At 49.4% G+C, this 12,381-nt stretch carries 12 protein-coding genes; 4 read left to right on the top strand and 8 right to left on the bottom strand.

Features of this window, described 5'->3' with window-relative positions:
- The first annotated feature begins 230 nt into the window (after nucleotides 1-230).
- The 3 genes from gpmI to BUB37_RS13970 are packed head-to-tail and all read left to right on the top strand — an operon-like array spanning nucleotide 231 to nucleotide 3,408.
- The gene (gene gpmI / locus BUB37_RS13980) at nucleotides 231-1,748 is read left to right on the top strand and encodes a 2,3-bisphosphoglycerate-independent phosphoglycerate mutase (RefSeq protein WP_072994438.1); all 1,518 of its coding nucleotides are present in this window, start codon (nucleotides 231-233) and stop codon (nucleotides 1,746-1,748) included.
- A 31-nt stretch (nucleotides 1,749-1,779) separates the two neighbouring features.
- Nucleotides 1,780-2,598, top strand: a complete 819-nt coding sequence (map, locus tag BUB37_RS13975; protein WP_072994437.1) for a type I methionyl aminopeptidase — start codon at nucleotides 1,780-1,782, stop codon at nucleotides 2,596-2,598.
- Between the two features lie 39 nt (nucleotides 2,599-2,637).
- Nucleotides 2,638-3,408 (top strand): class I SAM-dependent methyltransferase, encoded by a 771-nt coding sequence (locus BUB37_RS13970; RefSeq protein ID WP_072994436.1) that lies wholly within the window; start codon nucleotides 2,638-2,640, stop codon nucleotides 3,406-3,408.
- Here BUB37_RS13970 and BUB37_RS13965 read toward each other — a convergent pair.
- The 8 genes from BUB37_RS13965 to BUB37_RS13930 form a co-directional block, all read right to left on the bottom strand.
- Nucleotides 3,405-4,415, bottom strand: coding sequence for an FAD:protein FMN transferase (locus BUB37_RS13965; protein WP_072994435.1), 1,011 nt, complete (start codon nucleotides 4,413-4,415; stop codon nucleotides 3,405-3,407). The genes BUB37_RS13970 and BUB37_RS13965 overlap by 4 nt on opposite strands.
- Entirely contained in the window at nucleotides 4,408-4,776 is a 369-nt protein-coding gene (locus BUB37_RS13960) for a Na(+)-translocating NADH-quinone reductase subunit F (RefSeq protein ID WP_072994434.1), read from the bottom strand. Before BUB37_RS13960 ends, BUB37_RS13965 begins: the two co-directional genes overlap by 8 nt.
- Before the next feature lie 94 nt (nucleotides 4,777-4,870).
- Complete coding sequence (gene nqrF / locus BUB37_RS13955; RefSeq protein WP_072994433.1) at nucleotides 4,871-6,178, bottom strand: NADH:ubiquinone reductase (Na(+)-transporting) subunit F; 1,308 nt, start codon at nucleotides 6,176-6,178, stop codon at nucleotides 4,871-4,873.
- 2 nt (nucleotides 6,179-6,180) lie between these two features.
- On the bottom strand, nucleotides 6,181-6,921 hold the full coding sequence (gene nqrE, locus BUB37_RS13950) for an NADH:ubiquinone reductase (Na(+)-transporting) subunit E (protein ID WP_072994432.1): 741 nt from the start codon (nucleotides 6,919-6,921) through the stop codon (nucleotides 6,181-6,183).
- Between the two features lie 21 nt (nucleotides 6,922-6,942).
- Nucleotides 6,943-7,590 carry an NADH:ubiquinone reductase (Na(+)-transporting) subunit D gene (locus BUB37_RS13945; RefSeq protein WP_072994431.1) on the bottom strand — a complete coding sequence of 216 codons (648 nt, stop codon included), beginning with the start codon at nucleotides 7,588-7,590 and terminating at the stop codon, nucleotides 6,943-6,945.
- A gap of 1 nt (nucleotide 7,591) precedes the next feature.
- The gene (locus BUB37_RS13940; protein ID WP_072994430.1) at nucleotides 7,592-8,341 is read right to left on the bottom strand and encodes a Na(+)-translocating NADH-quinone reductase subunit C; all 750 of its coding nucleotides are present in this window, start codon (nucleotides 8,339-8,341) and stop codon (nucleotides 7,592-7,594) included.
- A gap of 2 nt (nucleotides 8,342-8,343) precedes the next feature.
- Nucleotides 8,344-9,618, bottom strand: a complete 1,275-nt coding sequence (locus BUB37_RS13935) for an NADH:ubiquinone reductase (Na(+)-transporting) subunit B (RefSeq protein WP_072994429.1) — start codon at nucleotides 9,616-9,618, stop codon at nucleotides 8,344-8,346.
- A 2-nt stretch (nucleotides 9,619-9,620) separates the two neighbouring features.
- Nucleotides 9,621-10,973: a Na(+)-translocating NADH-quinone reductase subunit A gene (locus tag BUB37_RS13930; protein WP_072994428.1), complete on the bottom strand. Its 1,353-nt coding sequence runs from the start codon at nucleotides 10,971-10,973 to the stop codon at nucleotides 9,621-9,623.
- A 153-nt stretch (nucleotides 10,974-11,126) separates the two neighbouring features.
- Between BUB37_RS13930 and BUB37_RS13925 the strand changes: the two genes are divergently transcribed.
- The gene (locus BUB37_RS13925) at nucleotides 11,127-12,371 is read left to right on the top strand and encodes a type IX secretion system plug protein (protein WP_072994427.1); all 1,245 of its coding nucleotides are present in this window, start codon (nucleotides 11,127-11,129) and stop codon (nucleotides 12,369-12,371) included.
- The last annotated feature ends 10 nt before the right edge of the window (nucleotides 12,372-12,381 follow it).

Here is a 12,381-nt window from a genome sequence, read left to right as displayed (position 1 = left end):
AAAAGGGGGAATTTTCAATTTTTAACACTACACGCCCCCAAATTAACGCGATTTTAAGACTTACCTCCCCCCTCAAGTTGCCCTAGGCTCCCCAACCTGCAGGCAAAAACCCATTTTGACGCTATCAAAAAAAGGGATCGCTGTGGCATTTGCCACAAAAAAGCCGTTCCAATTATTGGCAAATGCCCTTAAATCACAGTACTTTTGGAGCTCAGTAAAAGCACGTAAGCATGAACAAGAAAGTAATATTGATGATCCTTGACGGGTGGGGAAAATCACCCGACCCCAAAGTATCGGCCATAGCCAATGCGAACACCCCGTTCGTAGACTCCCTATATAAAAAATACCCCAACGCCAACCTCTTGACCGACGGTATGAACGTCGGCCTTCCCGAGGGGCAAATGGGCAACAGCGAGGTGGGCCACATGAACCTGGGCGCCGGTAGGATCGTATACCAAGACCTGGCCAAGATCAATTTGGCCGTTAAGGAGAACACCCTAAAGGACGAGAAAGTCTTAAAAGATGCCTTTCAGTATGCCAAGGAGAACGACAAGGCCGTCCATTTTTTAGGACTTTTGAGCAATGGTGGGGTGCATAGCCACATCAACCACCTCAAGGGACTCATCGATGCCGGCAACAACTACGGTTTAAAAAAGATGTTCGTGCACGCCTTTACCGACGGTAGGGACGTCGACCCCAAAAGCGGAAAGGGCTTTCTCGAAGACCTGGTCTCCTATTCGAAGGACAAGCACGCCCAACTGGCCACGGTAATCGGCCGGTATTTTGCCATGGACCGCGACAAGCGATGGGAGCGTGTCAAGAAGGCTTACGACGTAATAGTGAACAGCGAAGGGGAAAAATCTACCGATATTTCGGCAACCCTTCAAAAGAGTTACGATGCGGGCACTACCGATGAGTTTATCGAACCGATCGTCATGACCGATGCCTCGGGACAGCCGGTGGCGAAGATCCAGAAAGACGACGTCGTTATCTTCTTCAATTTTAGAACCGACCGCGGCCGCGAGCTGACCCAAGTGTTAAGCCAGGAGTGCATGCACGAGTACAACATGCACAAACTGCCCCTATACTACGTTACCCTGACCAATTACGACGACAGCTTCAAGGGCGTGCACGTGGTGTACGACAAGGAAAACATCAAAGACACCCTTGGCGAAGTACTGGAGAAGGCCGGCAAAAAGCAGATCCGAATAGCGGAAACCGAAAAATACCCCCACGTTACCTTTTTCTTCAACGGGGGAAGGGAAGTCCCCTTTGAGGGCGAAAAGCGTTTGCTGTGCCCGTCGCCAAAGGTAGCCACCTACGACCTGAAACCCGAAATGAGCGCCTATGAGATCAGGGATGCCATCATACCCGAATTGAAAAAGGGCGAGGTCGACTTTGTCTGCCTGAACTTTGCCAACCCCGATATGGTAGGCCATACAGGGGTTATGTCGGCCGCCATCAAGGCCTGCGAAGTGGTCGACGAATGCGCCAAGGCGGTAGTGACGGCCGGTCTTGAAAACGGGTACACCTCCATCGTCATTGCCGACCACGGCAACTGCGATACCATGATCAACCCCGATGGAAGCCCCAACACGGCCCATACCACCAATCCGGTTCCCTTGATCTTGGTCGATAACGAGATCAAGGAAATCAAGGACGGCGTTCTGGGCGACATTGCCCCGACCATACTAAAACTAATGGGTATACCACAGCCCGCCGCCATGACGCGGGAAGCTTTGGTATAAAAAATTATTCCAATTACGTACCTTTGCCGCTATGGTAAAAATCAAAACACCGGAAGAAATCGAACTGATGCGCGAAAGCGCATTGGTCGTTTCCCGAACCTTGGGCATGCTTGCCTCTGAAATCAAACCCGGGGTAGACGCCCTGTATCTCGATAAACTCGCCGAGGATTTTATCCGTTCGCAAGGCGCGGAACCCGGCTTTTTGGGGATGTACGGTTTTCCGAACACGCTGAACATGAGTCCGAACGCCCAAGTGGTGCACGGTATTCCGACCAAGGAGCCCCTAAAGGACGGCGATATCATATCGGTCGACTGCGGCGCCCTGAAAAACGGCTACTACGGCGACCACGCCTATACCTTCGAGGTGGGCGAAGTGGCCCCCGAGACCAAAAAACTACTGAAGGTAACCAAGGAATCGCTCTACCTCGGCATCAAGGAATTCAGGGTCGGCAACCGGGTCGGCGACGTGGCCTACGCCATCCAAAACTACACCGAGGGCCACGGTTATGGTGTCGTACGCGAATTGGTCGGCCACGGTCTGGGCCAAAAGTTGCACGAAGGACCCGAAATGCCCAATTACGGCCGGCGCGGAAGAGGCAAAAAATTCGTCGAGGGCATGGTCGTGGCCATCGAACCCATGATCAACATGGGTACAAGGCGCATCAAACAGCTCAAGGACGGTTGGACCATACTTACCGCCGACGGAAAGCCGAGCGCCCACTTTGAGCACAATGTGGCCATAGTGGACGGAAAGCCCGAACTCTTGTCGACCTATCAATATATTTACAAGGCATTAGGAATTGAAAGTAATGAAGAGGATGAATTTCGCCGCGAAAAACTAGTGCTTTAATTAACAAAGCCATCAATTTGGCGCAAATTGCCTTCATTAGTGTCAAAGATTTTCAAATTCTTCCTCAATCTGGTTCCCAGGCCGTGGCTTATTAGCCTCAGCTATGTGGTGCGCCCCGTCTTCGCCCTGTGGATGAAGGGCCATCGATATACGGATCCCATCGACGGAAAAAGCTTTAGAAGCTTTCTGCCCTACGGTTATGAGAGCCCCCGCGAAAACGTCTTGTCGCCCTCTACCCTCTCGTTGGAGCGGCACCGCTTGCTCTGGCTCTTTCTACAGAGCGAAACCGATTTCTTCTGTGCACCGCTCCGGGTCTTGCACTTTGCGCCCGAACAGCCCTTTTACAAACGGTTCCGAAAGCTGAAAAACCTAGACTATACCACTACCGACCTGAACTCGCCCTTGGCCGATGTAAAGGCCGATATTTGCGCCCTGCCCTTTGAAGACAATTCTTTCGACGTTATTCTATGCAACCATGTGCTTGAGCATATCAGCGACGACACCACGGCCATGCAGGAGCTTTTTAGGGTGATGAAAAAAGGCGGCTGGGGCGTTTTTCAAATACCGCAAGACCTGACCCGGGCCAACACCTTTGAAGACGACAGTATTACCGATGCGAAGGAAAGGGCTCGAATATTCGGTCAATACGACCACGTCAGGGTCTACGGCCGGGATTACTTCGACAAGTTGAGAAGCATCGGCTTCAAGGTCGAGGAGGTCAATTATACCGAAATACTGTCCCCATCGGAAATCGACAGGTACCGATTGGCGGAAGGTGAAATACTTCCTGTGGTCAGAAAGCCCCGTTAGGGCCCCACTACCATTTCTTTGAACCCAGGGGTCATGAACTCTACCACCTCGCCGTTTTGGTCGATATAGATCAGGTAGGCCTCAAGTTCGTGGTCTTCGGTCAACAGAATGAGCGCCTCATCAAGGTCCATGGCCATAAAGGCGGTCGCATAGGCATCGGCGGTGGCACAATTGTTGGCCACAATGGTAGCACCCAAGGTTCGGGCATTCTTGGTAAAGCCGGTAATGGGATCAATGGTGTGCACATACTTTGCACCGGTCTTTTCGTCGACCCTAAAATGGCGGTAATTGCCCGAAGAGGCCAGGCCCTTGTCCTTTAGCCGTATGGTCGTCTTAAGTTGTCGGGTGGTTTCCATTTGCGGGTCATCGATACCTACCACCCATAGCTTGTGCCTTATCCGGTTCTCTCCCTTGGCCACGAGTTCGCCCCCTACTTCAAGCAGATAATCATCGATATAATGGCTGTCCATCAACTTGGCCAGCCGGTCTATGGCGTATCCCTTGGCAATGGCGTTAAAATCGAGGTACATGCCCGGTTTTTCCATTTTCACAAGGCCCTCGGGCGTAAGGCTTACCATATCGAAGCCCACGCGCGATTTAAGGGCCAGTACCTGGGCGCTGTCCATTTTCATCCGTTCTCCCGGGCCAAAGCCCCACGCATTGACCAATAGGCCCACCGTAGGGTCGAAATAGCCCTTGGTAGCCCTGTGCACGTCCTTGGCCATGCTAAAGACCTCCCGAAACATCGCATCGACGACAACGGTACTGTCGCCCCGATTGATTTTCGATATATCGGAATCGGGAAGGTAGGTCGAAAGGGACCGGTTGACGGCCTGGAACACGGAGTCGATCTGCCCTTGCAGATCGAGGGGTTCGTCTGCCGTAAGGTAGACCAAGTTGTAGGTCGTACCCAAGGCGGCACCGCTGCTGACATTTTTAATGAACGCTTCCTTTTCCCCACATGCCACCGCACATAGCAAGAGGCACAACACAATAATCCTATTCATCCTCAATTTCTATCAATCCGTTAAACTCAACAATATATTCCTCGTTCAAGTAGACCGGAAGCTCCCGGTCTTTGGCATTCGAAAGTCCGACACCGGCATAATAGGTACGGGCCTCGTGTTTGTCGGCGTGGTCTTTCATCTTGGCCATAAGCGCCTTGTCGTAGGCCCTTGGATCGTTCGGGTAGGGCACATGGCGTACTACGATAAAGTGAAGCTGTTTTTCTTTCAGGCATACGAACTGCGGATTTTTTCTGGGTTGGCTATTGACCCCCATAAATTCGTAGCCTTCGGCCTCCAGTTGCCGCCCCACGATGTTCATCGCCAGGTTGTGCAGCTCTTGTTTTGAAAGTTCTCTTCGCATTTTTTTTCGGAATTGACCAAAAAAACCGATGCGGTAAACATCGGTTTTTATAAGCTATTTCAATTGATTTTTCTTAGAAGACTACGCCATTTGCCTATCCTCCAAAGTCGTCAAATCGTATGTGCTCGTCAGGTATACCGAAGTCTTCACCCATTTTCTGAACCGCCTTGTTCATCAACGGAGGTCCACAGAAATACAATTCGATATCCTCCGGCGATTCGTGATGGCTCAAGTAATGTTCGATCACACAGTTATGGATAAAGCCGACAAAACCGTCGCCTGGTGCATCTATATTCTCCTTAACCTTCCAATTGTCCTCCTCCAAGGGTTCCGAAAGGGCCATATAGAACTTGAAGTTAGGAAATTCCCTTTCCAGTTCCTTAAAGTGATCGATGTAGAACAATTCGCGTTTCGAACGTCCACCGTACCAATAGGTAACCTTTCTGTTGGTCTTTAAGGTTTTGAACAGATGGTACAGATGCGATCGCATGGGTGCCATTCCGGCTCCCCCACCTACGTAGAGCATCTCCGAATCGGACTCATTGATGAAGAACTCGCCGTAAGGGCCCGAAATAACCACATCGTCTCCCGGTTTCAACGAGAATATATACGATGAGGCGACACCCGGGTTAACGTCCATCCAACCGTTCTTGGCGCGATCCCATGGCGGGGTGGCGATACGAACGTTAAGCATGATCTCCCTTCCTTCGGCGGGATAAGAGGCCATCGAATAGGCCCGTTCTATCGTCTCGGGGTTCTTCATGACCAAGGGCCAAAGGTTGAACTTGTCCCACTCGGCCTGAAACTTATCAGGGGTTTCGTGTTCCTCGGGATGCGCGGTAATATCGATATCCGAGTATTTGACCTCACACTTGGGGACCTCAATCTGAATATACCCCCCTGCCTTATAGTTCATATCCTCGGGAATCTCGACCACGAACTCCTTGATAAAGGATGCCACGTTGTAGTTACGTACCACCTTGGCATTCCACTTCTTGATACCGAACACCTCTTCGGGGATGGTAATTTCCATGTCTTGCTTCACCTTCACCTGGCAGGCCAAACGCGCCCCTTCGTTCAATTCCTTTTTTGAGAAATGCGGTGTTTCGGTAGGAAGGGCTTCCCCCCCGCCCGAAAGCACGTGGCATTCACATTGGATACAGGTTCCTCCACCACCACAGGCAGAAGGAAGGAATATTTTCTGGTTTCCCAGGGTCGATAGTAAGGAGTTTCCGGAGTCTACCTCTATTTTCTTCTCCCCGTTAATGGTGATGGTCACCGGACCCGAGGGCGAAAGTTTTTCCTTGGTGAACAACAAAAGGGCCACCAAGATCATTAAGAGTATTAAAAATGCGACTACGGTAATAAGTATGGTTCCGCCTGTACTTGCTGCTAATAGCATATCTAATCGTTTATTGCATCGTTATAAGAGACTTCCTTACTGTCTATCTCCTTATTAATTTCTTTCTTCTCTTTCGTTTTTTCGGCCGTTGTCTCCTCGACCGGGGCAGGTGCGGCATCGTCGCCACCGGTTAACATCCCCCCGAAACTCTGAAAACCGATACCCATCAACCCGGTAATGATAAAGGTAATGCCCAAGCCGCGTAAGGGTGCTGGTACATTGGAGTATCTAATCTTTTCACGGATCGCGGCAATGGCCAATATGGCCAAGAACCATCCGATACCCGAACTAACGCCATAATTGAAGGCCAGGCCCAGGCTTTGAATATCCCTTGACTGCATAAAGAGCGAACCGCCCAAGATAGCACAGTTCACGGCGATCAAAGGCAAGAATATACCCAAGGAGTTATACAGGGAAGGCGAAAACTTCTCTACCACGATCTCTACCAACTGCACCATTGTGGCAATGGTAGCGATAAAGAGGATAAACGAAAGGAAGCTCAGGTTGTAATCGGCGTATTCAGGCCCCAACCATACCAATGCGCCATCCCTTAAAAGGTATTGGTCCAACAACCAGTTCAACGGTACGGTAACCGCCAGTACAAAAATAACGGCCGCGCCCAAACCAACGGCAGTGGCCACCTTTTTGGAGACCGCCAAGTAGGAACACATCCCCAAGAACACGGCGAACACCATGTTATCGATGAAGATGGACTTAAAAAATAATTCGATATGCTCTAACATAATTCTATCTTTTTACCTTAATTAATGATCTTCGACCAAGGCCGGATTTCTTGAACGCTGCACCCAAATGATGATACCCACAACGATCAAGGCCGCCGGTGGTATGATCATGAAGCCATTGTTTTCGTACCCTATGGAATACAATCCGGTTTTTTCGATCGGGTTTCCCAAAACGGGATAGCCGAACAAGGTTCCCGAACCCAACAGCTCCCTAAAGAAGCCCACGATGACCAAAATGACACCGTAGCCCAGGGCATTACCGATACCGTCAAGGAAAGACCTCCAGGGGCCATTACCCAGGGCAAAGGCCTCAAAGCGTCCCATAATGATACAGTTGGTAATGATCAACCCCACGAATACCGAAAGGGTCTTGCTCAATTCATAGGCAAAGGCCTTCAATACCTGGTCTACGATAATTACCAAGGTGGCCACCACGATCAACTGAACGATGATCCTAATTTTTGAAGGAATAATATTTCGCATCAACGAAATAACCACGTTACCCACCGACAAAACAAAAAGGACCGAGATCGCCATTACCACCGATGCCTTTAGCTCTGCGGTAATCGCCAATGCGGAACATATACCCAATACCTGAATGGTAATGGGGTTGTTGTCGGCCAACGGGTCTGTTATTAGACTTGCGTCTTTTTTTGTTAATAGTGCCATATTATTTTGCGCTAACAGTTTTTAAATAGTCTTTGTAGAGGTTGATACTCTCCTTGATCATAGCCGACACCCCGTTACCGGTAATGGTTGCACCTGCCAAGGCATCGACTTCATTATCGTCTTTTTCGTTGTTCAAGGGGTCGTTATTGCCCTTGGCCACTGTAATACCCACGTACTCATCTCCCTTTAGGATGCTTTCACCGGTGAAATCATCCATAAAGTAGCGTTGTTTGATGTTGGCCCCGAGGCCGGGTGTTTCACCCTTGTGATCGAAATAGACGCCTCTTACGGTCATGGTCTTGTCCAGCGCAATAAAGCCCCAGATAGCGTCCCATAGCCCCTTGCCGTACATGGGGATGATGTAGAAGGTCTCACCGTCCTTCTCTCCGACCAATAACGGAAGCTTCGGCGTTTCGCCCTTTTTGGCAATGGCCATCTGCTTTTTCATATCGATCAAATAGGCATGGTCGTCTTCGCTAACCTGATCGCCCTCTATGACCAACTGTTTTTTGATATAGGTCTTGAATTCGCCCTCTACCTTGTCAGTGGAAACAAAGTTTACACTTCCTTCATCGACATTCTCGTTTACGCCCATGGCGTAAAGAATGTTCTGTTGCTTTTCGAACCGTTCGTTCTCCGCAATCCGGTCTTTTAGGCTCGACGACATAAAAGCCAGAAGGGAACCGACTATCACCACCATTACGGCGGCAAAGACAACGGTATATGAATTTTTATCTGTATTGATTGACATAACTATACGGTTTCTGCTTGAAGTTCGTTTGCCTTGCCTTCGGAATCCTTGGGCAAGATGGTTGCGTTTTTGAGTCGTTTCATTCTTCGTTTTATGTTCCCTCGAACCACGTAGTGGTCAATGGTCGGTGCAAACACGTTCATCAAAAGAATGGCCAGGAAAACACCTTCGGGATAGGCCGGGTTAAAGACCCGTATCATTACGGAAAGGAAACCGATAAAGAAACCATAGAACCACTTGCCCCGGTTCGTTTGGGCCCCCGTCACGGGGTCGGTCGCCATGTAGACGATACCAAAGGCCAGACCCCCCACGATCAAGTGTTGCCAGAAGGGAAAGCTCATCAAGCCATAAAACTTACTGGTCTCACCGATCCAACCTTGATCGACCACTCCGTTAAAGATCAGACCCATGACCAAGGAACCGATAACGGCGCTCAACATAATACGCCAGCTGGCGATCTTGCTAAAAATCAGGAACAAGCCTCCCAAAAGGATAAGGAAGGTCGGGGTCTCACCGACGGAACCGGGTATAAAACCGAAGAACATATCGGAAACCGAATACGACATCTCGGCCCCTTTGTTCTGGGCCAAATAGCCCAAAATGGTCTCACCGGAAATGGCGTCGGGGCCACCGGCGCGTTCGACCGCCTGGTACACCCAAACCTTGTCACCGCTCATCCACGTAGGATAGGCAAAGAACAGGAAGGCCCGTATGGTAAGCGCAGGATTCAGGATATTCATCCCGGTACCCCCAAAGACCTCCTTACCTATGACCACACCAAAGACAACGGCCACGGCCAACATCCAAAGCGGGGTATCGATCGGCACGATCAGCGGTACCAGCATACCCGTCACCAAGTATCCTTCCTCCACTTCGTGCCCCTTGATCACGGCAAATATAAATTCGACCAAAAGTCCTACCCCATACGACACGACCAAGAGGGGAAGCACCTTAATGATCCCGATCCAGAAGTTGTCCCAGGTAAGAAAATCGTCCATCAACGAGAAATTTTGCGGAAAACCGTTGATTGCGGAATAATGCTGATAACCTGCATTGAACATGGAAAAAACAAGTACCGGGACCAAGGCCATAATAACCGTGTTCATGGTACGTTTCAAATCGTCGGCCGCCCTGACATGGCTACCGTTATGGGTCGTTTCGTCGGGCGTAAATAAAAAGGTATGGAACGCATTAAAGGCGGGCGCCATTTTCTTACCTCGAAAATGATGCTTAATAATGTGCAACCTTTTCTTTAAAGTCAGTCTTTTATCACTCATCTTTATCCTATTTCTTTATACAACAAATCCAACCCTTCGCGTATGATCTGCTGATGCGGTTGCTTGGAAACACACACAAACTCAGTCAAAGCAAAATCTTCGGGCGCCACCTCGTAAAGTCCCAATTGCTCCATTTCGTCAAGATCCTTTACCATACACGCCTTAAGCAGCTGCATGGGGTAGATATCCATCGGAAACACCTTCTCGTACATACCCGTAACCACAAAGGCCCTATGCTCGCCATTGGTATTGGTGTTCAGGTCGTATTTTTTATTGGGCTGTAGCCAAGAGAAGGTCAAGGCCCGGGTAGCGGAAATTTTATTGAAAATCGGCTTGTTCCACCCGAAAAGCTCATAATCGTCCCCCTCGGGTATGACACTTACCGTATTGTTATAAAAACCGAGATGGCCATCGGGACGACTTTTCGAACCGGTGAGCACATCGCCATTGATTACCCTGAAATGATTGTTGGTAACGCCACTGGCATATAAAAAGGTAGATATTTCGGCACCGATCTTGGTCGTGTAATACTTGGGCGCCTTTACGCACGAGCCCGCAAGGGCGACGACACGCTCGGGGTTAAACCTACCGGTCAGCAAAAGCTCGCCGATAACCACCAAATCCTGGGCGGCCACGGTCCAAACGACCTCCCCCTTGTTTATGGGGTCGATCTTATTGATCTGGGTTCCGACCAATCCCGCGGGATGCGGACCGGAAACCTTGTGAAGCTCAATGCCCGAAAGACCGGCCAATGGTGAATTGGAGGAAGCACCTACGGAAACATGCACCTTGCCCGGGGTCAACTTGCCCAGCGCAGTGATAGCGGCCTGAAGCTCTTTTTCCCTGCCTTTCAAAACATAGTCAAGATCCGCCGCCAATGGTGCTGTGGCATAACCGGATATAAAGACCGCCTTGGGCGTGGCATCGGGATCGGCGATGATATCGTAAGGACGCTGTTTGATAAACGGCCAGGCCCCACCTTTTAGAAGGTAGGCCTTGACCTCGTCCTTGGAAGCCTTCCCAAGCTCCAATGGGGAATGGGAAACTTCGGCCTGCTCCTTATCGGCCAATATTTTAAGGGAAAGAATGCGCCTCCTCGCCCCTCGATTAATTTCGATGAGTTCGCCGCTTACCGGAGAGACGAACATCATATCTTCCCTGTTCTTGTTATAGAAAAGAGGTTCCCCGACTTTTACCTCGGCACCTTGCTTCACCAACATTTTAGGGGTTATTCCGTGAAAATCGTTAAGATTTATGGCATAAACATTGCTTAAAACAGCCTTGGATGTAGTTTGCTCTGCAGCACCAACAAGATTAATGTTCAAGCCCTTTTTAATCCGAATGTCTTTAGACATATTATTGTAGACCTTAGGTTAACTAAAATATGGCGCAAAAATAGTACTAAAAGCAATGTTTTCATAATAAATGCCCATAAATTTGGAACGTATATCGATCTAAATTTGCCGGGCACACTTTTTGTTTACCTTTACCGAAAAAATAGCGCGTTCATGCTACAAAAGATTATACCGGCATTCCTTTTGCTTTTTACCACCTTCTCCCTTGCCCAGGTTTTGCAGGAAATCAACCCTCCGGAACACATTAAGACGGTTATTTTCGGCGGACCCACCGAAGACCAGTTTCCGGTCGTGGAGCTAGGGGAAACGATCACGTTGGAGTTCGACGACATTACGGCCGGCGAAAGGGACTATTACTATAAGATCGTACATTGCGACTACGACTGGTCGCCATCGCAACTCCTACGGTCGCAATACCTTACCGGGATCGACAACCAAAGAATAACCGATTACGAAAACAGTTATTCGACCCTGCAGCCCTACTCGAACTACAAGCTCACCATACCCAACGACAACGTTCGCCTAAAAGTAAGCGGCAACTACGTATTGGAGATTTACGACGACAATTACGAATTGCAGTTTTCGAGAAGATTTGTCGTCTACAAAGACCTTGTAAGCGTATCGGCAACGGTAAAAAGGTCTAGGGATTTTAACTTCTTGAACACAAAACAGGTCGTCCAATTCAGCATCAACGCCGGGAGCTTTCAATTGGTCAACCCCAAAAAGGAAGTGAAAGTGGTCATTTTGCAGAACTACCAGTGGAATACGGCCCTCTACGACATCGCCCCGCAATACACCATAGGCAAGGAACTGGTATACAAGTACGACCAGGAGACCAGTTTTTTCGGGGGCAACGAATTCCTTAACTTCGACACGAGCGACCTCAGGGCCCCGAGTTCGGAAATTTCAAGAATCGAGATAGGCGACCTTTATCACCATTACCTGTTCCCCGACAGGTATCGGGCTTCGAGGGACTACACCTATTTTCCCGATATCAACGGCGATTTTGTGGTACGCACCCTGCAAGGCGACGACAATTCGAGGGAGGCGGAATATTCATTGGTACATTTTTCATTGCCCTACGATCCCATTTTGGATCTCGACGAGGTATATGTCTTCGGAAAGTTCAACAATTACGCCCTCGGCGACGAGAACCGACTCACCTATAACGAAGAAAACGGTATGATGGAGGGCACCCTAAAATTGAAGCAAGGGTTCTACAACTACAAATACGTTGTCAAAAAGGACGACGGCACGGTAGACCTGAACAGGATCGGCGGTAACTTCCACTTTACCGAGAACAACTACCTTATACTGGTATATTACCGCAGCTTTGGCGAACAGTACGACAGCATTATTGGAATCGGCAATGCCAATTCTAGAAATATCAGCAATTAGCAAGCACCAT

This window comes from Pseudozobellia thermophila (assembly GCF_900141855.1).
In the GTDB taxonomy this organism is placed as follows: Bacteria; Bacteroidota; Bacteroidia; order Flavobacteriales; family Flavobacteriaceae; genus Pseudozobellia; species Pseudozobellia thermophila.
This window is presented reverse-complemented; position numbering and strand designations above follow the sequence as displayed.